Genomic DNA, 19,941 nt, shown 5'->3' with positions numbered 1-19,941 from the left:
ATTGGGAATGCATGTTGGGTTCTGCTTCTTATATAGCGAGGCGGCGGGCTGCCGCGCTCAGAGTTCGTAGGCTTCGTGCTCGCCCGACATGGCCTGTTCGACCAGCTTGCGGTTCAGCGTCGGCGAGAACAGCTCGATAAAGGTGTAGACAAAGCTGCGCAGGTAGGCGCCCTGCTTGACCGCCAGGTGCGTGACATTGCTGCCGAACAGGTGGCCGGCGGAAATCCCGCGCAAATTGCGGTCGCGCTCGGCATCATAGGCCACGCCGGCGACGATGCCCACGCCCAGGCCGATCTCCACGTAAGTCTTGATCACGTCGGCGTCGATCGCCTCGAGCACGATGTCCGGCTTCAGGTGGCGCAGCTCGAAGGCCTTGTCGATCTTGGGCCGGCCGGCGAAGTGGGGGTCGTAGGTGATCAGCGGGTAGCCCATCAGGTCTTCGAGCGCCAGGTGCTTCTTGTCCAGCAGCGGATGATCGGGTGGCGTAATCACCATATGCGTCCACTGGTAACCCGGCAGCGACACCAGGCTCTTGTCGTCGGTGATGCCCTCCGTGGCAATGCCGATATCGGCCTGGTCATGCAGCAGCATGTCGGCGATCTGCGACGGGTTGCCTTGCTGGATCGACAGCCGGACTTTGGGGTAGCGCTTGGTGAACTCGCCGATCACCCGCGGCAGCGCGTAGCGCGCCTGCGTATGCGTGGTGGCGATGGTGAAGTTGCCCTGGTCCTGTGCGGCATAGTCCATGCCGACCCGCTTCAGGCTTTCGACCTCCTGCAGGATTTTCTCAACAGAGGTGAGAATGCGCCGCCCCGGCTCGGTCAGGCTGCGGATGCGCTTGCCGTGGCGCGTGAAGATATCGACACCCAGCTCTTCTTCCAGCTCGATGATGGCCTTGGACACGCCGGGTTGTGACGTGTAGAGCGCTTTGGCGGCTTCGGTCAGGTTGTAGTTCTGCCGGACGGCCTCGCGCACGAAGCGAAACTGGTGCAGGTTCATATAACTCGGGTCGTATAAACAAACAACTTCTTATTAGTTTGAGGTATGAGGCCAGTTTATTACGATTCTCGAACTTTGTTAATGAACGTCCTGCCCTCAGTGCGTCCGCTCGCAGCCCCCGGATTGTGATGCGAGCCTCACGGGCCAGGGCCCACCGAGTCCCCCATGTCGCTGGCCTATACCGTTTCCGGTCTGTTTGTAGGCGTCCTCGTCGGTCTGACCGGCGTGGGTGGGGGCTCGCTGATGACGCCGCTGCTGACGCTGCTGTTCGGCTTCTCGCCGGCGACCGCGGTCGGCACCGACCTGGCTTTCGCGGCGATCACCAAGGGTTTCGGCACGATCGCGCACCGCGCGCATGGCCATGTGCAGTGGCAGGTGGTGCGGCGCCTGTGCATCGGCAGCCTGCCGACGGCGGTAGTGGCCATCCTGGTGCTCAAGAGCGCCGGCGAGCTCAACGCCCAGTGGCTGCATGCGATCCGCGTGACCATCGGCGTGTCTGTTCTGCTGACCGTATTGTCGCTGCTGTTCCGCAAGCAGATGCTGGCCTGGCTCGAGCGCAACCCGCGCTTCCAGCTGCATGGCCGCGCCCAGGTCATCGCCACCATCGTGGTCGGCGCCGTGATCGGCGTGCTGGTGACGGTGTCGTCGATCGGCGCCGGCGCGGTTGGCGCCACGCTGATCCTGCTGCTGTATCCGCATATGAAGCCGGCCGAAGTCGCCGGCACCGATATCGCCTACGCCGTCCCGCTGACGGCGCTGGCCGGGCTGGGCCACGTGTGGCTCGGCACCGTCAACTGGAATTTGCTGCTAGCGCTGCTGGTGGGTTCGATCCCCGGCATCTGGCTGGGCGCGCAACTGTCGCGGGCACTGCCCGAGCGGCTTGTGCGCGCCGCCCTGGCGACCACGCTGACGCTTGTCGCCATCAAGCTCGTTTCCTGAATTCAACGAATACTGAACGGACCCCGCCATGTATCAGTACGACCAATATGACCAGCGCATCGTTGCCGAGCGCGTCGCCCAGTTCCGTGACCAGGTGCGCCGCCGCCTGTCGGACGAGCTGACCGAGGAAGAATTCCTGCCGCTGCGGTTGCAGAACGGCCTGTACATGCAGCGCCACGCCTACATGCTGCGCGTGGCGATTCCGTACGGCCTGCTGTCGTCGGACCAGATGCGCAAGCTGGCGCATGTCGCGCGCGAATACGACCGCGGCTATGGCCACTTCTCCACGCGCCAGAACATCCAGTACAACTGGATGGAGCTGGAGCGCGTGCCCGACGTGCTGGCCGAACTGGCCAGCGTCGAGATGCACGCGATCCAGACCTCGGGCAACTGCGTGCGCAACATCACCACCGACCACTTCGCCGGCGTGGCGCCGGACGAGTCGGCGGACCCGCGCGTGCTGGCCGAACTGCTGCGCCAGTGGAGCACGTTCCAGCCAGAATTCGCCTTCCTGCCGCGCAAGTTCAAGATCGCCATCTCCGCCTCGGCCGACGACCGTGCCGTGGTGCAGATGCACGACATCGGCATCTACGCCTACAAGAACGACGCGGGCGAGCTGCGCCTGCGCGTGCTGGCCGGCGGCGGCCTGGGCCGCACCCCGATCCTGGGCTCGGTGATCAAGGACGACCTGCCGTGGCAGCACATGCTGACCTACGTCGAGTCCGCCATCCGCGTGTACAACCGCTATGGCCGCCGCGATAACAAGTACAAGGCCCGCATCAAGATCCTGGTGAAGGCCATCGGCGTGGAGAAGTTCGCGCAGGAAGTCGAGGAAGAATGGCAGCACAGCAAGGACGGCCCGGCCACGCTGACGCCGGTCGAGTTCGACCGCGTGGCGCAGTACTTCACGCCGCCCGCGTATGAAAAGCTGGCCGACACCGACGCCTCGTACGAGAACCACCTGCTGCAAGAGAAGGCGTTCGCGCGCTGGGTCAGCCGCAGCGTGCACGGCCACAAGGTGCCGGGCTACGCCGCGGTGACGCTGTCGACCAAGCCGGGCCTGGCCTCGCCCCCGGGAGATGCCACCGACGCGCAGATGGAAGCCGTGGCCGACCTGGCCGACCAGTTCGGCTTCGGCGAGCTGCGCGTCGCGCACGAGCAGAACCTGGTGTTGCCGGACGTGAAGAAGCAGGACCTGTACGCGCTGTGGCAACTGGCGAAGAAGGCTGGCCTGGCCACGCCCAACATCGGCCTGCTGACCGACATCATCGCCTGCCCAGGCGGCGATTTCTGCTCGCTGGCCAACGCCAAGTCGATCCCCATCGCGCAGGCGATCCAGGACCGTTTCGACGACCTCGACTACGTCTACGACCTGGGCGAGATCTCGCTGAACATCTCGGGCTGCATCAACGCCTGCGGCCACCACCACGTCGGCAACATCGGCGTGCTGGGCGTCGACAAGGACGGCTCGGAGTGGTACCAGGTCACGCTGGGCGGCGCCCAGGGCAACAAGACCGCGCTGGGCAAGGTGATCGGCCCGTCGTTCAGCGCCGAGGAAATGCCCGAAGTGGTGACCCGCATCATCGACACCTTCGTGGCCAACCGCATCGAAGACGAACGCTTTATCGAAACCCTGTCCCGCATCGGCATCGCCCCGTTCAAGGAGCGTGTCTACGCAGACAAGCAGCCGCGCGAGCGCGCCGAAGCCTGAGGACCGGAGAGACTGAACATGGCAAAGATCATTCAACTGCAACGCGACGGTGCGAACGTCACCCCGGTGATCGCCGAAGACAACTGGACCGTGCTGCGCGCCACTGAAGAGCAACCGCTGACCGAAGAGCAGGTCGCTGCCGCCGCGCAGGGCCAGGACGCCGTGCTGTTCCCGCTGTCGGTGTGGAAGGCCAATGAAGCGCTGCTGGCCGGCCGCGATGCCGCCCGCACCGGCGTGTGGCTGGCCCCGGAAGACGAGCCGGGCGATGCCGCCGCGTACTTTGACCGCGTGTCGCTGGTGGCGGTGGACTTCCCGGTGTTCCGCGACGGCCGCGGCTTCTCCACGGCCTACCTGCTGCGCACCCGCTACAAGTGGGAAGGCCAGCTGCGCGCCATCGGCGACGTGCTGCGCGACCAGCTCAACTTCATGAAGCGCTGCGGCTTCGACGCCTTCGCGGTGCGCGCCGACAAGAACATCGACGACGCCATCAAGGGCTTCACCGAGTTCACCGTGACCTACCAGGCTTCGGTCGACGAACCGCTGCCGCTGTTCCGCCGCGCCCGCACCGAAGGCGGCGCCGTGCAACCGAAGGCCACGGCATGAGCACGGTGCTGAGCGATATCCCCGTGGTGGATGCCGGCGCGGTATCGGCGCTGCGTCCGCCCGCTCTGTGGGTCGCGCCCGAGTACACCGGCAGCATCGAAGCGCTGGAACAGAAGGAGCGCGAGCTGGGCGAGCGTCTCGCCGGCATCGCCGCGCGCTTCTTCCGCGCGCGCTTTGCCTCCAGCCTGGCGGCCGAAGACATGGTGCTGACCGATGCCATCCTGCGCGGCTCCCCCGCCGTGCGCGCCGGCATCCGTGTCTTCACGCTGCAGACCGGGCGCCTGCACGCCGAGACGCTGGCGGTGCTCGACAAGGTGCAGTCGCACTACGGCTACAGCATCGAGCAATACACGCCGGACGCCGAGGCAGTCGAGAACTACCTGAAGAAGCACGGCCTCAACGGCTTCTACGACGGCATCGACCTGCGCAAGGAATGCTGCGGCATCCGCAAGGTCGAGCCGCTCAACCGCGCGCTGTCGCACGCCGACGCCTGGCTGACCGGCCAGCGCCGCGAGCAGGCCGTGACGCGCGCCGAACTGCCGTTCGAGGAACAGGACGAAGCCCGCGGCATCCCCAAGTTCAACCCGCTGGCGGACTGGAGCGAGGCCGAGGTGTGGGCCTACCTGAAGCGCCACAATGTGCCGGTCAACGACCTGCACGCCAAGGGCTATCCCAGCATCGGCTGCGAGCCCTGTACGCGTGCGGTGCGCGCGGGCGAGGACGTGCGCGCAGGACGCTGGTGGTGGGAGAGCAAGGACTCGAAAGAGTGCGGGCTCCACGAACAGAACATCAAGCATTGAGGCCGGTAAAAAAATGGGCATCATGAACGACATCGCAGAAGCCACCTCCAGCGTGGCGCACCTGTTGCAGGTACAGAACGACCATCTCGACCGGCTCGAAGCCGAATCGATCTACATCATCCGCGAAGTGGTGGCCGAGTGCCGCAACCCGGCGCTGCTGTTTTCGGGCGGCAAGGATTCGATCGTGATGCTGCACCTGGCGCTGAAGGCCTTCCGCCTGGGCGACCGCAAGATCGAGCTGCCGTTCCCGCTGGTGCATATCGACACCGGCCACAACTACCCGGAAGTGATTGCCTTCCGCGACCAGCGCGTGGCGGAACTGGGTGCGCGCCTGGTGGTGGGCCATGTCGAGGATTCGATCAAGCGCGGCACCGTGCGCCTGCGCAAGGAAACCGATTCGCGCAACGCCGCGCAGGCCGTGACGCTGCTGGAAACCATCGAGGCGCACAAGTTCGACGCGCTGATGGGCGGCGCCCGCCGCGACGAAGAGAAGGCCCGCGCCAAGGAGCGCATCTTCTCGTTCCGCGACGAGTTCGGCCAGTGGGACCCGAAGGCCCAGCGTCCCGAGCTGTGGAGCCTGTATAACGCCCGCATGGCGCAGGGCGAGCAGATGCGCGTGTTCCCGATCTCCAACTGGACCGAGCTGGATGTGTGGCAGTACATCGCCCGCGAAAACCTGGCGCTGCCGCCGATCTACTACGCGCACCAGCGCGAGGTGGTGCGCAAGAACGGCCTGCTGGTGCCGGTCACCCCGATCACGCCCAAGCAGGACGGCGACGTCAGCGAAGTGCTGTCGGTGCGCTTCCGTACCGTCGGCGACATCAGCTGCACCTGCCCGGTGGCCAGCGTTGCCGATTCGCCGGAAGCGATCATCGCCGAGACCGCGGTGACCGAGATCACCGAGCGCGGCGCCACCCGCATGGACGACCAGACCAGCGAAGCTTCGATGGAGCGCCGCAAGAAGGAAGGCTACTTCTAAGCCGCACGCAGCAAAGGATCCAGACATGACTCACCAAGCTACCCATCAAGGCCTGCTGCGCTTCATCACCGCCGGCTCCGTCGACGACGGCAAGAGCACGCTGATCGGCCGCCTGCTGTACGACAGCAAGGCCGTGCTGTCCGACCAGCTGACCGCGCTGGCCAATGCCAAGAACAAGCGCACCGCCGGCGAGCAGATCGACTTCTCGCTGCTGACCGACGGCCTGGAAGCCGAGCGCGAGCAGGGCATCACCATCGACGTGGCCTACCGCTACTTCTCGACCGCGCGCCGCAAGTTCATCATCGCGGATACGCCGGGCCACGAGCAGTACACCCGCAACATGGTCACGGGCGCGTCGACCGCGCACGCGGCCATCGTGCTGGTCGATGCCACCCGCGTGACCGTCACGGACGGCCGCGCCGAACTGCTGGCGCAGACCAAGCGCCACTCGGCGATCCTGAAACTGCTGGAAATCCAGCACGTGATCGTCGCTGTCAACAAGATGGACCTGGTCGACTACAGCGAGCAGACCTTCAACGAGATTCGCACCGCCTACGCCGAGCTGGCCGAGCAGCTGGGCCTGAAGGACGTGCGCTACGTGCCGGTCTCCGCGCTGCGCGGCGACAATATCGTGCACGAGAGCGACGTCATGCCGTGGTACCAGGGCGAGCCGCTGCTGCCGCTGCTGGAAGAGCTGCCGGTGGAAGAAGCCGCGCCCGAGGATGACGCGGCGCTGCGCTTCCCGGTCCAGCTGGTGATCCGCCAGGACGGTTCGCAGTCGGACGATTTCCGCGGCTATGCCGGCCGCGTGGAAGCCGGCACCGTGCGCGTCGGCCAGAAGCTGCGCGTGCTGCCCGCCAACCGCGAGGCCGTGGTGGCTGAAGTGCTGACCCCGAACGGCGCCGCTGAATCGGCCAACGTCGGCGATACCGTCACCGTGCGCCTGGCCGAGGACGTCGATGTATCGCGCGGTGACATGTTCGTTGCCGCCAATGCGACGGCGGCATCCGCCAAGAAGCTACAGGCCGACCTGTGCTGGTTCGACGACGAGTCGCTGAACCCGTCGCGCAAGTACGTGCTCAAGCACACCACCGCCAGCGTGTTCGCGCGCGTGTCGGCGGTGGACCGCGTGCTGGACGTGCACACGCTGTCGCACGAGACCGGCCGCCACGACATCCGCCTGAACGACATCGGTTCGGTGCAGATCTCGCTGCAGAAGCCGATCGTGTGCGATGCCTATGGCGACAATCCGGCAACAGGCGCCTTCGTGCTGATCGACGAGGCGACCAACCACACGGTGGCCGCAGGCATGATCCGTGCGTTCTCCTGATCGGTAACGAACGGGAACGAGCGGACAAGGGGCAACAGATGGACAAGCAGGCGCGCAAGACTTACGGCAAGGTGACCCTGATCGGGGCGGGCCCCGGTGCGGCAGACCTCATTACGGTGCGTGGTGCACGGCTTTTGGGCGAAGCCCAGGTGGTGCTGCACGATGCGCTGGTGTCGCCGGAGATGCTGGCCTGGTGTCCGCAGGCGGAGCTGGTCGAGGTCGGCAAGCGCTGCGGCCAGCGCTCCACCGCGCAGCTGTTCATCAACCGCCAGATCGTCGACCTGGCCAGCAAGTATGAACGCGTGGTGCGCCTGAAGGGCGGCGACCCGATGCTGTTCGGCCGCGCCGACGAGGAACTGCAGGCACTGGAAGCGGCCGGCATCGAGTACGAGGTGGTGCCGGGCATCACCGCAGCCTTGGCGGCGGCGTCGGCCATCGGCAAGCCGCTGACCAAGCGCGGCGTGTCGCGCAGCGTGGCGTTTGCCACGCAGGCCAAGGCGGCGGACGGCGAGGGCTCGCCGGATATCGAAGCCGCGGTCAAGGCCGACACGCTGGTCTACTACATGGGCCGCGACCAGGCCGCTTCGATTGCCGCGCAGCTGATCGCGCACGGCAAGCCCGCGTCGACGCCGGCATGGGTGGTGGAAGCCGCCACCACGCCGCGCCAGCGCAGCCGCGAATTCACGCTCGGCCAGATGGCGGCCGGGGAAGCGGCGGCATGGATCGACCCGGTGCAGCCCAGCCTGCTGATGATCGGCGCCGCGCTGGCCGCGCGCGCGACCGAGGCGCCGCGGGAAGATGCGGGCGCGACTGAAGTCTGTACGCCGCGCGCTGCCTGATCTTCGGCCCTGCGCTGGCACCGCGAGTGTTTTCTCCCCTCTCCCATTTATGGGAGAGGGGCGGGGGTGAGGGCGGGAGTCTCTACGAAGTGAGGCGTCATGGTGCTTGCCAGCGCCCGCCCTCACCCCTGGCCCCTCTCCCGCGAGCGGGAGAGGGGAGACAACCAGCACCATCAGCGTGCCGTCAACAACAGTGACCCCGTGCCGGGATTCCGGCACGGGGTTTTTTCGTTAGGGTTTTGAAGTCTTCAGGACTGCGCAGCAGCCCCCGGCAGCGACGCGATACAGTAAGCCGCAATCGCATCCAGCACCGCATCAGATTCGCCCACCGCGGCAGCGCAATGAATGCTCAGGCCGGGATGGGCCTGCCGGCACTGGTCGAGCAGGGCAGGCAGATCGCGCCGGATATGGCCGCCCTGGCCGAAGAACACCGGCACCACCGTGACCTCGCCCACACCGCGCGCGGCGAGTTCCGCCAGCGCATCGGGCAGCAGCGGCGACATCAGCTCCAGGAACGCCAGCCGCACCTCGCACCGGGGCAGGGCCGTGGCCAGCTTCTGCTGCAGCCGGTCGAACGGCTCGCGCCAGCGTGCATCGCGCGCGCCGTGCGCGAACAGGACCAGGGCCCGGGTGGCGACGTCCATGGCGGCCATCAGTGGCGATCGACCCAGCGCAGCGCCAGCAACGCCACTGTCAGGTAGAGCGTGCCTGGCACCAGCGCGGAGATGATGGGCGGCCAGGTGTGCAGCAGGCCGACGTGCGAGAACAGCGTATTCGACAGGTGGAAAGACATCCCCAGCATGATGCCGCCGAACACCTTCACGCCCACCGCCCCGGCACGCGCATGCAGGTAGGCGAAGGGCAGGGCCAGCGCTACCATCACGAACAGCGTCAACGGGTAGATCACCTTCTTCCAGAACGCGATTTCGTAGCGCTGCGTGTCCTGCTTGTTGTCGCGCAGGTGGCGGATGTAGCGGAACAGGTCCAGCGTCGACATCCGCTCCGGCGTCACCAGCAGCACCGACAGGATCTGCGGCGTCAGCTCCGAGTGCATCGCCACGCGCGGGAATTTCAGCTGCTCGGCGCGGAAATCCGGCGCCAGCGCATCGCGCGGCGGCGCGGGCTTGGCCGGATCGGCCTGCGGCATCAGCTCGGTAAAGCGCGTCTCGCTGACCCCTTGCAGTTCCCACGCCTGGCCGCCCTGGTAGCGGCCTTCCTTGGCCACGCGGATCACGCGCAGACGGTATTGCGGGTCGAACTCGTAGATCGTGATGCCGGTGATGGTCTGGTCCGGGCGCAGCCCCGCCACGTTGACGAAGCGGGTGATCTCGCCGCCGCCGGCCGGGTCCTGGTCGCGGTCCTTGACCCAGACGCCGGAACGGAAGCCCGCCGACACCGTCGCGCCGATCGCCTCTAGCTTGATCTTCTGCGCGTACTGCTCCGCGCGCGGGCCGATGAACTCGCCGAAGATAAAGGTCACGATCGCCAGCGGCACCGCCAGCTTGAACAGCGAGAACAGCGCCTGCCGCGTATTCAGGCCGGCCACGCGGAAGATGGTGAACTCGGACTGGCTGGCCAATTGCGAGAATACGTAGATCGCACTGATCAGCACCGCGATCGGCAGCACCTCGTAGACTCGGGTAGGGGCCTGCAGCAGCACGTGGAACAGCGCCACCAGCGAGGTGTACTGGGCGTTGACGTTCTCCAGCTCGTTGAGCATGTCGAAGAACACGAACAGCGACAGCACCGCGAACAGGATGAAGGCGAACACGCCATAGACCAGCCGCCCGAAGTAGCGTTCATAGACGCGCAGGATCCTCATGGCTGGCTCCCGCTGGTGGCGGCATTGCGCCGTTTCAGGCCGAACACGGCGCGCCAGCCGCCGAGGCTGCGGTTCTGCCGGTAGCGGAACAGCATCAGCGCTGCCAGGAACACCGTCAGGTGGATCGGCCACCAGGCCAGCCAGAACGGTACCGAGCCATTGCGCACCCAGGACTGCGTCAGGTTGACGAGGTTGCTGTACGTCAGGTAGATCAGCACCGCGAACACCAGCGGGGTATAGCGGCCCAGGCGAGGGTTCACGTAGGCCAGCGGGATCGCGATCATCACGAAGTTAAAGGCCAGGATCGGCAGCGAGATGCGCCAGATCAGCTCGCCCAGGTTCTCGCGCGTCGGGTTGCGGATCAGCTCGATGGTGTCGCGGCTTTTGGGCGGCAGCTTGGATTCGGATTCGGGCGGCTTGTTGTCCACCTTGACCGCGTAGCGTTCGAACTCGACGATGCGGTAGTCGATCTGGCCGGGCGTGCCGGAATAGCGGCGGCCGTTCTCCATCACCACCAGGCGGTCGCCATTGGGCATGGTCTCGAACTTGCCCTGGTGCGCCAGCGCCACGCCGATCTTGTCGGCCTCGGCATTGGCGACGAAGACATTGCGCGCATACTTCATGTCGGGGTCCATGCCCTCGATGAACAGCACGTAGTTGGCCTTGGAGGGCTCGATGAAGCGGCCGGCGGCGATCATCGACATCACCCCGCGCTGCTCGAAGCGGTCGCGGAACAGCGCGCTCTGCTGGTTGGCCCACGGCCACGCGAACATGCCCAGCAGCAGCGCCAGCAGGATGAACGGCGCGGCGAACTGCAGCACCGGCTTGACCAGGTCGCGCAGCGAGATGCCGGCCGAGAACCACACCACCATCTCCGAATCCTTGTACCAGCGCGTGAGCACGATCAGGGTCGAGATAAACAGGGTGGCCGACAGCAGGATGGACAGGTAGCCGATAGTGGCCAGGCCGATCAGCATCAGCACGTCGTTGGGGCTGGCCTTGCCGTTGGCGGCCAGTCCCAGGATGCGGATCACGAGCGACGTGAGCATGAAGGTCAGCATCACCAGGAACACCGCCCCGGCGGTGTAGGCGAGCTCGCGTCGCAGGGCTTGTTGAAGGATCATGCGGGTTCGGTTCCGGGCTGCCGGCCGGAGCGGGCGATGTGCCGTGCGAGGTGCCTGGCAGAACAGCGGGCTGGCAGCACAACTGGCTGTCAGCGTGACCGGGGCGTATCAGCGGCGGCAGGTCGCGGGGTAAAAATCGCGGATAATGGAGGCTTTCGTGTCTAACGAGCCCCTGGAAGGAAGCGCGATGGAATTTAGCACAAAAGCCCTGGATTTGAGCAAAGCCGGCCAAAATGGTTTCCTGGCGACCAAGACCGACTGCCTCGTGGTCGGCCTGTTCGAGGGCCAGAACCTTGCCGGCGTCGCCAAGGCGCTGGACACGGCCACCAAGGGCTTGGTGGCGCGCCTGGTCAAGCAGGGCGACTTCGAAGGCAAGCGCGGCACCCACCTGATGCTGCACGAAGTGGCCGGCGTCGGCGCCGCCCGCGTGCTGCTGGTAGGCCTGGGCAAGGAAGCCGAGTTCTCGGACAAGGCCTTTGCCGACGCCGTGCGCACCGCGGTGCGTGCCTTGTCGTCCACGCGCGCCACCACCGCGCTGTGGTGCCTGGCGCAGCAGGTGCCGCAGCAGCGCGACGTTTCCTGGGCCATCATCGGCACCATCACGCTGGTGCGCGACGCCGGCTACCGGCTGCTCGAGCGCCACCCCGGCCTGAAGCGTGCCAACGCCAACGGCAAGCCCAACGGCGCCGACAAGTCGTCGCTGCGCAAGGTCGTGATCGCGGTGGACAGCAGCGACGCCCGCGCCGCCACCCAGGCCGCGGTGCGCGGCACGGCCATCGCCAACGGCATGGAGGTCACGCGCGACCTGGGCAACCTGCCGTCCAATATCTGCACCCCGACCTACCTGGCCAATGCGGCGCGCAGCATCGCCAAGCGCCACAAGCTCAAGGCCGAAGTGCTGGGCCGCAAGCAGATCGAGGCGCTCAACATGGGTGCCTTCCTGGCCGTGACCAAGGGCAGCGAGGAGCCGCCGCAGTTCATCGTGCTGCGCTACGACGGCGCCGGCGCCAAGCAGGCGCCGGTGGTGCTGGTCGGCAAGGGCATCACCTTCGACACCGGCGGCATTTCGCTCAAGCCGGGCGAGGGCATGGACGAGATGAAGTACGACATGTGCGGCGCCGCCTCGGTGCTGGGCACCATCCAGGCCGTGGCCGAGATGGGCCTGAAGCTCAATGTCGTGGCCGTGGTGCCGACCTGCGAGAACATGCCCAGCGGCATCGCCACCAAGCCGGGCGATGTCGTCACCAGCATGTCCGGCCAGACCATCGAGATCCTGAACACGGACGCCGAGGGCCGGCTGATCCTGTGCGACGCGCTGACCTATGTCGAGCGCTTCAAGCCGGCCGCGGTGATCGACGTGGCCACGCTGACCGGCGCCTGCATCATCGCGCTGGGCCACCAGAACAGCGGCCTGTACTCGCGCTCCGACATGCTGGCCGACCAGTTGCTGCAGGCCGGCCGCCATGCCATGGATACTGCCTGGCGCATGCCACTCGATGACGAGTACCAGGACCAGCTCAAGTCCAACTTCGCCGACATGGCCAATATCGGCGGACGCCCGGCCGGCAGCGTGACCGCGGCCTGCTTCCTGTCGCGCTTTACCGAGAAGTACGACTGGGCCCACCTGGACATCGCCGGCACGGCCTGGAAGAGCGGCGCGGCCAAGGGCGCCACCGGCCGCCCGGTGCCGCTGCTGACGCAGTTCCTGATGGACCGCGCGGCCTGACGGCCGCAGTCGGCTACCCCGGCCACGCAAGCAGCAAAAGTTTATGACGCGCATCGACTTCCACAGCAACGTGCCGGACCTGCTCGGCTATGTCTGCCGGCTGGTCCGCAAGGCCTACGGCGCCGGCCAGAAGGTCGTGATCCACGGCGCGCCGGCGCAGCTGGCGGACCTGGATGCGCGCCTGTGGACCTTCTCGGCGCTGGATTTCCTGCCGCATTGCGGGCTGGAACATCCCAATGCCGCGGTCACGCCGATTTTGCTGGCCGCCACCACTGAAGGCGTGCCGCACCACCAGCTGCTGATCAACCTGTCTGACCAGCCGCCGGCGCAATTCGCCAGTTTCGAGCGCCTGATCGAAGTGGTGGGGTCCGGCGACGCCGCCCGCGAAGCCGGCCGCCAGCGCTACCGCTTCTACCGCGAACGCGGCTATCCGCTGACGCATCACGATATCGGCCAGCCCAAGGGAGACGCAGAATGAGCGAACGCACCACATCGCGGGTGATCCCGCGGCCCGGGCCCAACGACAGCATTCCGCTGCTGACGGAGGTGGTCGAACTGCCGGATACGGAATCGGTGGCGCAGCCGCCGGCCGCCACGCAGGAAGGCGTCATCGATACCTTCGGCATGGCCGAATCCGGCATGGTCATGCATGTTGGGGATACCGGGGAGCCGCTGGCTGAAGCACCGCCGCCGCAAGCCCCGGCGGCGGCCGATCCCGGCGAGGACGACCTGCGCGCCATGCGCAGCGAGCTGCTGTCGCGCGTGATGCTGCGCTTCCGCACCGAATGGCCGCAGGTGGTCGAGGCCCATACCGAGGCCACGCTGCAGGCAAGGCTGGCGCCGCTGACGGCGCAGCTGGCCAGCGAGCTGACACAGTCGCTGGAGGCCAGGCTGGTGGAGTGGCTGGATGCGACGCTGGAGGAGATCGAGCGGACGCCGGGCGGGGATTGAGGGACTGCTGAGGCAATCGCGTCCCCGCCGGTTTGCTCCCCTCTCCCGCGTGCGGGAGTGGGGCCGGGGGTGAGGGCGGGCGCTGGCAATAGCGACCGCCTTTACTTCGTTGAGGCTCCGGCCCTCACCCCCACCCCTCTCCCACTTCGCGGGAGAGGGGAGCGTTTGCCAGGGGCGCCGGTACCGCATGCACGTTTCGCCAACAAAAAAGCCCGCGATCTTGCGGGCTTTTTTACATACGGCAAAGGCACCTCAGTCCGTCACCGCGCCCTTGCTGGCCGTCGACGCCAAGCGCGCAAACTTCGCCAGCACCCCGCGCGTATAGCGCGGCGCCGGCGCTTTCCAGTTGGCACGCCGTCTTGCCAGCTCATCATCCGCCACATTGAGCTGCAGCAGCAGCTTGTGCGCGTCGATGGTGATCGAGTCGCCTTCCTGCACCAGCGCGATCGTACCGCCCACTGCCGCCTCAGGGGCGACATGGCCGACCACCATGCCCCAGGTACCGCCCGAGAAGCGGCCGTCAGTAATAAATCCGACCGACTCGCCCAGCCCCTTGCCGATGATGGCCGAGGTCGGCGCCAGCATTTCCGGCATGCCCGGGCCGCCCTTGGGGCCGAGGTAGCGCAGCACCAGCACGTCGCCGGCGTTGATCTTGTCGGCCAGGATGGCTTCCATCGCGCTCTGCTCGTCCTCGAACACGCGCGCCGGGCCAGTGATGACCGGGTTCTTCAGCCCGCTGATCTTGGCGACCGCGCCTTCCTCGGCCAGGTTGCCCTTCAGGATGGCGAGGTGGCCTTCCTTGTAGAGCGCCTTTTCGATTGGCAGGATCACATCCTGGTCGGCGCGCGGGGTGTCCGGCACGTGTTCCAGTTCTTCGGCCAGCGTGCGGCCGGTAATCGTCAGGCAGTCGCCGTGCAGCAGTCCGGCCTTGAGCAGGATCTTCATGACCTGCGGGATGCCGCCCGCCTTGTGCAGGTCGGTGGCCACGTACTGCCCGGAAGGCTTCAGGTTGCAGATCACCGGCACCTTGCGGCGGATGCGCTCGAAGTCCTCGATGGTCCATTCGACTTCCGCCGAGTGCGCGATGGCGAGGTAGTGCAGCACCGCATTGGTCGAGCCGCCGGTGGCCATGATCAGCGCCACGGCGTTCTCGATCGACCGGCGCGTGATGATGTCGCGCGGCTTGATGTCCTGCTTGATCGCCTCGACCAGCACGCGCGCCGATTCGGCCGCGCTGTCGACCTTCTCGTGGTCCGGGTTGGCCATGGTCGACGAGTACAGCAGCGACATGCCCAGCGCCTCGAACGACGAGCTCATGGTGTTGGCGGTGTACATGCCGCCGCACGATCCGGTCGACGGGCAGGCGTTCTGTTCCACGCCCTCGAAGTCTTCCTGGCTCATGCGCCCGGCGGTGAATTCGCCCACGGCCTCGAACGACGACACGATGGTCAGGTCCTTGCCCTTCCAGTTGCCCGGCTTGATGGTGCCGCCGTAGACATAGATGCCCGGCACGTTGGTGCGCGCCAGCGCGATCATGCCGCCCGGCATGTTCTTGTCGCAACCACCGATCACCACCACGCCGTCCATCCACTGGCCCTGCGCCGCGGTCTCGATGCAGTCGGCGATGACTTCGCGCGAGATCAGCGAGAACTTCATCCCTTCGGTGCCCATCGACATCCCGTCCGAGATGGTCGGCGTGCCGAACACCTGCGGATTGGCGCCGGACGCCTTGATCGCGTCGATGGCCGCGTCGGCCAGGCGCTGCAGGCCGGCGTTGCAGGGCGTGATCGTCGAGTGACCGTTGGCGATGCCCACCATCGGCTTGTCGAAGTCTTCCTTCTTGTAGCCGAGGGCGTAGTACATCGAGCGGTTGGGGGAACGCGCCACGCCTTGCGTGATGTTCTGCGAGCGTTTGTTGAATGCCATGGTGGGTCTCCGGGGGATGTCTGGCACCTCGGGTCGCGCGCTGTCACGCGGGCCGCCGATGTTGTGCCGGAAAGCATGCCCCTTGCATTTTGGGGTGTCAAATATATTATTTGCCCTTTATTGAGTCGAAAAACATATCAGGAGCCCGATTGGACCTGCGTCAGCTGAGATACTTCGTCACCGTGGCGGAAGAGCTGCATTTCGGCCGCGCCGCGCAACGGCTGTCGATGACGCAGCCGCCGCTGTCGCAGCAGATCCAGGCGCTGGAGGAGGAGCTTGGCGTGCCGCTGTTCGTGCGCACGCGCCGCTCGGTGGCGCTGACGCCTGCCGGCGCGCAGTGGCTGCCCGAAGTGCGGCGAGTGCTGGCCGATGCTGCGGCCCTGCCCGGGCTGGCGCAGCGGCTGGCGCGGGGCGAGCTGGGTTCGCTGTCGCTGGCCTTCGTCAGCACGGCCGACTACGGCATCCTGCCCGACCTGCTACGGCGCTTCCGGGCGCGTCATCCGGAGGTGCAGCTGCAACTGCGCGAAGCCACCAGCGACGTCCAGCTCGAAGCGCTGCTGGAAGGCACGATCGACGCGGGCCTGGTGATCCGGCCCCAGCTGCCGGCGATGCCGCACGGACTGGCCTACCTGCCACTGGTCAGCGAACCGCTGGTGCTGGCCGTTGCCGACGGCTGGCGGCCGCCAGGCGGGCTCGCGCAGGACGGCAAGGTATCGCTGCAAGACGGCAAGGTATCGCTGCAAGACGGCAAGGTATCGCTGCGCGATGCGGCATCCGAACCGCTGATCATCTTCCCGCGCCGAAGCGCGCCGGCGTTTTATGACATCATTACGGGCTACTATGCGCGCGAGGGCCTGGTGCCGGCGATCGCGCAGGAAGCCATCCAGATGCAGACCATTGTCAGCCTGGTGTCGGCCGGCATGGGCGTGGCGCTGGTGCCGGCATCGCTGTGTAACCTCCGGCGCACCGGCGTGTCGTACCTGGCATTGCGCGAGTCCGGCCCGCAGATCGAAACCGGGCTGGCCTGGCGCGACGGCGGCAGCGCCGGCGTCGCGCCGGTGCTGCGGTCCTTTATCGAGATTGCCGGCGCACTGGCCGACGGGGCCAACGACGCCAACGAGGCCGCCGCGGCGCCGCGCTGAGCGCGCGGCCGGCCCATACAGACAACTTCATTCACGCCAACATGCTGATCCATCCCCAGTTCGACCCGGTTGCCATCCACCTGGGCCCGCTTGCCATCCGCTGGTACGGGCTGATGTACCTGGCCGGGTTCATCATGTTCCTGTGGTTCGGGCGCCTGCGCATCCGCCAGCCGCATATGGCGGCCAAGGGCTGGACCACGCGCGACCTCGACGACATGCTGTTCTTCGGCGTGCTGGGCGTGATCCTGGGCGGGCGGCTGGGCTACGTGCTGTTCTACAAGCCGACGTACTACCTGGCGCACCCGATGGAGATCTTCAAGGTGTGGGAGGGCGGCATGGCCTTCCACGGCGGCTTTCTCGGCGTGATCGTGGCCATGTGGCTGTTCGGCAAGCTGCGCCACCGCCACTGGATGGAGGTGACCGACTTCATCGCGCCGATGATCCCGTGCGGGCTCGCCGCCGGCCGCATCGGCAATTTCATCAACGGCGAGCTGTGGGGCCGCGCCACCGACCTGCCCTGGGGCATGATCTTCCCGCAGGCGGGCGACAACATTCCGCGCCATCCGTCGCAGCTGTACCAGTTCGCCGGCGAAGGCGTGGCGCTGTTCATCATCCTGTGGCTGTTCGCGCGCAAGCCGCGGCCGATGGGCGCGGTCTCGGGGGTGTTCCTGATCGGTTATGGCGCGTTTCGCTTCGCCGCCGAATTCGCGCGCGAGCCGGACAGCTTTCTCGGCCTGCTGGCGCTGAAGATGTCGATGGGGCAGTGGCTGAGCCTGCCGATGATCCTGGCCGGCATCGCCATGGTGATCTGGGCCTACCGGCGCCAGCCGGGGGCGGGCGAGCCGCAGCCGGCGGCCTGAGCACGGCCGCCGCGGCGGACTATCTTCCGGCGCGGCGCAGCGCGTCGATGCGCGCCTGCGTATGCGGGTGCGTCGACAGGAAGTCCTGGCCGCGCTCCGGTGGCGCTTCCGATGCTGGGGATGTCGCACCGGCGCCCGCACGCTGTTCCAGCTTGACCAGCACATCGGCCAGCGCCGCCGGCGGCAGGCCATTGCGCTGCATGACCTCGATGGCGAAGTCGTCGGCCTCGCGCTCGTGGTCGCGCGAGTAGCGCAGCGTCAGCATGGCGGCCGGCACGCCCGCCAGGACCGTCGAGATGTCGCCGAACAGGTAGGCCGACAGCGCGCCCAGCGCCGAGGCCTGGATCACCTGCTGCAGGCCGTGGCGGCGCGCCACGTGGCCGGCTTCGTGCGCCAGCACCCCCATCATGCCCGAGCCGGTACCGGCCAGGCTGACCAGTTCGTCGGTGACCACGATGGTGCCGCCGGGCAGCGCCAGGGCATTGGCGCCGATTTCACCGCCCTGGCGGAACAGGATCTGGTAGTCGTGTCCCGCGTCGGGCGGCCGCCTGAGCGCGGCAAATCCCTGGCGGATGCGTTCCTGTTCGGCCTGCGGCAGCTGCGTCGGCTTGACCACGCCGTTGTCCAGGCTCGCCAGCGTCAGCCTGCCCAGATGGGCCTCCACTTCCGCGGGCACCGTGCGCGCCATCACGCCCGCGCCCCATGGCAGCAGCACGTAGTAGCCCAGCACCAGCACCGCCACCAGCGCCGCCATTGCCATCCCCGCCAGGCGCCAGCTGTTCTGCGCGCGCGACACCAGCCCTTCGCGGTGGCCGGTGGCCGCCAGCATGTGGTCGAAGGCGGCGTGGTCGTTGATTTCGCAAAAGGCGCCGTCGGCGAACGTGACCAGCCGCGGCGCGCGCCGCACGCGTTCGGATACGCGCACGTCGGACAGCGCGGCGCGGCGCAGTTCGGCGCCGTCGTGGTCGCGCAGCACGGCCTGCCGCGCTTCCACGGCCAGGGTCGCGGGATGCGCACGCGAGGTGCGGCCATCGAAGTAGATGACTGGGATCATGGTGCCAGGGCTGCCGGGCGCGGCAATCACAGCGCGATGTCGATGTCGTACCAGTCTACTGCGGCATCGCCCAGCGCACCGACCTGCTGCACCTCGCCGGCGACAAAGCTGTCGAGCGGGCCGGCGGCCAGCATGGTCACGCTTTCGACCCGGTAACGCGCGGCGCGCACCCGCGCGAACGGCAGGTACAGGCCCAGCGTGAGCGCGATGGCGATCAGGTTGGTGACGAAGATAAAGATCATGCGGCCCGCGCCGACCTGGCTGCGGAACGCGTGCGGGGCGAGCGTGGTATGGCTCCACACGACGTTCTGCAGGCGCGCCATCAGGTAGGGGCTGACCGCCAGCAGGCCCAGGTAGAAGCCGGCAATCGCGAAGCCGAGGATCACCGCGGCGGCGAGGCCCTTGGCCCCGGGTGCCACCACCGCGCCCAGGACAAAGCTGAGCACGATGCCGGCCACCGCCGTGGCCAGCACCACGCCGAACGCCCGCAGGTAGACGCCATAGAATTCGCCGGCGCCGGCGGCAAAGCCGAACGGCGCCGTGCCGAAGCGCGTGTTGCTGTGCTGGTACTGCTTGAAGCGCTGGTGCGCCAGCGGCCCGAGCAGCCCCAGCGTGAACACCGCTGCCAGCGGCCACAGCACGAATACCTTGTAGGCCCCGGCATCGCCGCCGGTGAAGGCAAAGCGCAGGCCGCGGTAGCTGGAATTGGCCATGCGGAAGCGCAGCGAGCGCACCAGCAGCAGCGGAAACACCGCCAGCAGGGCCACCAGCATCGCCAGCGCGAGGAAGGGCGATATGTTCGAGGCCAGCTGGAACGCAAGCGCAAGGCCGAACACGATGGCGCGGCCCTTCAGGATCGCGGAGGCCTTGCCGTGGTAATCGAAGCTGGCGCCATCGAGCCGGGTATTGCGATAGAAATATTGCAGCGTGCGCACCTTGGCCCAGGCGGAATAGATGCCGAAGGTGACGATGGTCAGCAGTACGTTAACAATCCAGATACGGAAATACTCCGATCCCGAACCGGTAAAGGAGAGCCGCAAAGGTTGCGGCGACGCCGGCGCCGTGTCAAAGGCCGCGGACGTAGAGAACGTGAAATCGCTGCTGCCGGCGTGCATGGGGGAGGCTCCCGGGAAAAT

19 protein-coding genes are annotated in these 19,941 nt (G+C 67.0%); 12 read left to right on the top strand and 7 right to left on the bottom strand.

Features of this window, described 5'->3' with window-relative positions:
- Nucleotides 1-57: 57 nt before the first annotated feature.
- The gene (locus VSR71_RS03445) at nucleotides 58-999 is read right to left on the bottom strand and encodes a CysB family HTH-type transcriptional regulator (protein ID WP_342912514.1); all 942 of its coding nucleotides are present in this window, start codon (nucleotides 997-999) and stop codon (nucleotides 58-60) included.
- Between the two features lie 165 nt (nucleotides 1,000-1,164).
- On the opposite strand from VSR71_RS03445, the gene VSR71_RS03440 reads away from it, so the two are divergent.
- Genes VSR71_RS03440 through cobA form a run of 7 tightly spaced genes read left to right on the top strand, consistent with a single transcriptional unit; the run spans nucleotide 1,165 to nucleotide 8,200 of the window.
- Nucleotides 1,165-1,938, top strand: a complete 774-nt coding sequence (locus tag VSR71_RS03440; protein WP_342912513.1) for a sulfite exporter TauE/SafE family protein — start codon at nucleotides 1,165-1,167, stop codon at nucleotides 1,936-1,938.
- A gap of 28 nt (nucleotides 1,939-1,966) precedes the next feature.
- A complete protein-coding gene (locus VSR71_RS03435) occupies nucleotides 1,967-3,649 on the top strand; it encodes a nitrite/sulfite reductase (RefSeq protein WP_342912512.1) in 1,683 nt (560 codons plus the stop codon).
- 18 nt (nucleotides 3,650-3,667) lie between these two features.
- Nucleotides 3,668-4,252, top strand: a complete 585-nt coding sequence (locus VSR71_RS03430; protein WP_342912511.1) for a DUF934 domain-containing protein — start codon at nucleotides 3,668-3,670, stop codon at nucleotides 4,250-4,252.
- On the top strand, nucleotides 4,249-5,052 hold the full coding sequence (locus VSR71_RS03425) for a phosphoadenylyl-sulfate reductase (protein WP_342912510.1): 804 nt from the start codon (nucleotides 4,249-4,251) through the stop codon (nucleotides 5,050-5,052). Before VSR71_RS03430 ends, VSR71_RS03425 begins: the two co-directional genes overlap by 4 nt.
- A 13-nt stretch (nucleotides 5,053-5,065) precedes the next feature.
- Nucleotides 5,066-6,031: a sulfate adenylyltransferase subunit CysD gene (cysD, locus tag VSR71_RS03420; RefSeq protein WP_025583934.1), complete on the top strand. Its 966-nt coding sequence runs from the start codon at nucleotides 5,066-5,068 to the stop codon at nucleotides 6,029-6,031.
- 25 nt (nucleotides 6,032-6,056) lie between these two features.
- On the top strand, nucleotides 6,057-7,361 hold the full coding sequence (locus VSR71_RS03415) for a sulfate adenylyltransferase subunit 1 (RefSeq protein WP_342912509.1): 1,305 nt from the start codon (nucleotides 6,057-6,059) through the stop codon (nucleotides 7,359-7,361).
- Between the two features lie 38 nt (nucleotides 7,362-7,399).
- The gene (gene cobA, locus VSR71_RS03410) at nucleotides 7,400-8,200 is read left to right on the top strand and encodes a uroporphyrinogen-III C-methyltransferase (protein WP_342912508.1); all 801 of its coding nucleotides are present in this window, start codon (nucleotides 7,400-7,402) and stop codon (nucleotides 8,198-8,200) included.
- 248 nt (nucleotides 8,201-8,448) lie between these two features.
- Here the strand turns inward: cobA and VSR71_RS03405 are convergent, their stop codons facing one another.
- From VSR71_RS03405 to lptF, 3 genes are read right to left on the bottom strand one after another with little or no spacing between them, the layout of a single operon-like run.
- On the bottom strand, nucleotides 8,449-8,844 hold the full coding sequence (locus tag VSR71_RS03405) for a CbiX/SirB N-terminal domain-containing protein (protein ID WP_342912507.1): 396 nt from the start codon (nucleotides 8,842-8,844) through the stop codon (nucleotides 8,449-8,451).
- An 8-nt stretch (nucleotides 8,845-8,852) separates the two neighbouring features.
- Complete coding sequence (gene lptG, locus VSR71_RS03400) at nucleotides 8,853-10,022, bottom strand: LPS export ABC transporter permease LptG (RefSeq protein WP_342912506.1); 1,170 nt, start codon at nucleotides 10,020-10,022, stop codon at nucleotides 8,853-8,855.
- A complete protein-coding gene (gene lptF / locus VSR71_RS03395) occupies nucleotides 10,019-11,146 on the bottom strand; it encodes an LPS export ABC transporter permease LptF (RefSeq protein ID WP_342912505.1) in 1,128 nt (375 codons plus the stop codon). The genes lptG and lptF overlap by 4 nt, the downstream gene beginning before the upstream one ends.
- 187 nt (nucleotides 11,147-11,333) lie before the next feature.
- On the opposite strand from lptF, the gene VSR71_RS03390 reads away from it, so the two are divergent.
- Genes VSR71_RS03390 through VSR71_RS03380 form a run of 3 tightly spaced genes read left to right on the top strand, consistent with a single transcriptional unit; the run spans nucleotide 11,334 to nucleotide 13,823 of the window.
- Nucleotides 11,334-12,872, top strand: a complete 1,539-nt coding sequence (locus VSR71_RS03390) for a leucyl aminopeptidase (protein ID WP_342912504.1) — start codon at nucleotides 11,334-11,336, stop codon at nucleotides 12,870-12,872.
- 43 nt (nucleotides 12,873-12,915) lie between these two features.
- Nucleotides 12,916-13,350: a DNA polymerase III subunit chi gene (locus tag VSR71_RS03385; protein WP_342912503.1), complete on the top strand. Its 435-nt coding sequence runs from the start codon at nucleotides 12,916-12,918 to the stop codon at nucleotides 13,348-13,350.
- The gene (locus tag VSR71_RS03380; RefSeq protein WP_342912502.1) at nucleotides 13,347-13,823 is read left to right on the top strand and encodes a hypothetical protein; all 477 of its coding nucleotides are present in this window, start codon (nucleotides 13,347-13,349) and stop codon (nucleotides 13,821-13,823) included. Before VSR71_RS03385 ends, VSR71_RS03380 begins: the two co-directional genes overlap by 4 nt.
- A gap of 252 nt (nucleotides 13,824-14,075) precedes the next feature.
- Here VSR71_RS03380 and ilvD read toward each other — a convergent pair whose 3' ends face one another.
- Nucleotides 14,076-15,749 carry a dihydroxy-acid dehydratase gene (ilvD, locus tag VSR71_RS03375; RefSeq protein ID WP_342912501.1) on the bottom strand — a complete coding sequence of 558 codons (1,674 nt, stop codon included), beginning with the start codon at nucleotides 15,747-15,749 and terminating at the stop codon, nucleotides 14,076-14,078.
- Between the two features lie 149 nt (nucleotides 15,750-15,898).
- On the opposite strand from ilvD, the gene VSR71_RS03370 reads away from it, so the two are divergent.
- Nucleotides 15,899-16,891, top strand: coding sequence for a LysR family transcriptional regulator (locus VSR71_RS03370; RefSeq protein WP_342912500.1), 993 nt, complete (start codon nucleotides 15,899-15,901; stop codon nucleotides 16,889-16,891).
- A 41-nt stretch (nucleotides 16,892-16,932) separates the two neighbouring features.
- On the top strand, nucleotides 16,933-17,751 hold the full coding sequence (gene lgt / locus VSR71_RS03365) for a prolipoprotein diacylglyceryl transferase (protein ID WP_342912499.1): 819 nt from the start codon (nucleotides 16,933-16,935) through the stop codon (nucleotides 17,749-17,751).
- 19 nt (nucleotides 17,752-17,770) lie between these two features.
- On the opposite strand, the gene VSR71_RS03360 is transcribed toward lgt, so the two are convergent.
- Together VSR71_RS03360 and VSR71_RS03355 are read right to left on the bottom strand one after the other, a co-directional pair.
- The gene (locus VSR71_RS03360) at nucleotides 17,771-18,805 is read right to left on the bottom strand and encodes a M48 family metallopeptidase (RefSeq protein WP_342912498.1); all 1,035 of its coding nucleotides are present in this window, start codon (nucleotides 18,803-18,805) and stop codon (nucleotides 17,771-17,773) included.
- Nucleotides 18,806-18,831: 26 nt separating this feature from the next.
- On the bottom strand, nucleotides 18,832-19,920 hold the full coding sequence (locus tag VSR71_RS03355) for a YjgN family protein (protein ID WP_342912497.1): 1,089 nt from the start codon (nucleotides 19,918-19,920) through the stop codon (nucleotides 18,832-18,834).
- Nucleotides 19,921-19,941 lie beyond the last annotated feature (21 nt).

This window comes from Cupriavidus oxalaticus, from assembly GCF_038900635.1.
Taxonomy (GTDB): Bacteria; Pseudomonadota; Gammaproteobacteria; order Burkholderiales; family Burkholderiaceae; genus Cupriavidus; species Cupriavidus oxalaticus_B.
This window is presented reverse-complemented; position numbering and strand designations above follow the sequence as displayed.

Bases quoted from the DNA above. Each gene is read 5' to 3' on its own strand.
- VSR71_RS03415 (WP_342912509.1), top strand. From the start codon at position 6,057: ATGACTCACCAAGCTACCCATCAAGGCCTGCTGCGCTTCATCACCGCC.
- lgt (WP_342912499.1), top strand. From the start codon at position 16,933: ATGCTGATCCATCCCCAGTTCGACCCGGTTGCCATCCACCTGGGCCCG.
- VSR71_RS03440 (WP_342912513.1), top strand. From the start codon at position 1,165: ATGTCGCTGGCCTATACCGTTTCCGGTCTGTTTGTAGGCGTCCTCGTC.
- cysD (WP_025583934.1), top strand. From the start codon at position 5,066: ATGGGCATCATGAACGACATCGCAGAAGCCACCTCCAGCGTGGCGCAC.
- lptF (WP_342912505.1), bottom strand. From the start codon at position 11,146: ATGATCCTTCAACAAGCCCTGCGACGCGAGCTCGCCTACACCGCCGGG.
- cobA (WP_342912508.1), top strand. From the start codon at position 7,400: ATGGACAAGCAGGCGCGCAAGACTTACGGCAAGGTGACCCTGATCGGG.
- VSR71_RS03430 (WP_342912511.1), top strand. From the start codon at position 3,668: ATGGCAAAGATCATTCAACTGCAACGCGACGGTGCGAACGTCACCCCG.
- VSR71_RS03355 (WP_342912497.1), bottom strand. From the start codon at position 19,920: ATGCACGCCGGCAGCAGCGATTTCACGTTCTCTACGTCCGCGGCCTTT.
- VSR71_RS03360 (WP_342912498.1), bottom strand. From the start codon at position 18,805: ATGATCCCAGTCATCTACTTCGATGGCCGCACCTCGCGTGCGCATCCC.
- VSR71_RS03405 (WP_342912507.1), bottom strand. From the start codon at position 8,844: ATGGACGTCGCCACCCGGGCCCTGGTCCTGTTCGCGCACGGCGCGCGC.
- VSR71_RS03435 (WP_342912512.1), top strand. From the start codon at position 1,967: ATGTATCAGTACGACCAATATGACCAGCGCATCGTTGCCGAGCGCGTC.
- VSR71_RS03380 (WP_342912502.1), top strand. From the start codon at position 13,347: ATGAGCGAACGCACCACATCGCGGGTGATCCCGCGGCCCGGGCCCAAC.
- ilvD (WP_342912501.1), bottom strand. From the start codon at position 15,749: ATGGCATTCAACAAACGCTCGCAGAACATCACGCAAGGCGTGGCGCGT.
- VSR71_RS03385 (WP_342912503.1), top strand. From the start codon at position 12,916: ATGACGCGCATCGACTTCCACAGCAACGTGCCGGACCTGCTCGGCTAT.
- VSR71_RS03425 (WP_342912510.1), top strand. From the start codon at position 4,249: ATGAGCACGGTGCTGAGCGATATCCCCGTGGTGGATGCCGGCGCGGTA.
- VSR71_RS03390 (WP_342912504.1), top strand. From the start codon at position 11,334: ATGGAATTTAGCACAAAAGCCCTGGATTTGAGCAAAGCCGGCCAAAAT.
- lptG (WP_342912506.1), bottom strand. From the start codon at position 10,022: ATGAGGATCCTGCGCGTCTATGAACGCTACTTCGGGCGGCTGGTCTAT.
- VSR71_RS03445 (WP_342912514.1), bottom strand. From the start codon at position 999: ATGAACCTGCACCAGTTTCGCTTCGTGCGCGAGGCCGTCCGGCAGAAC.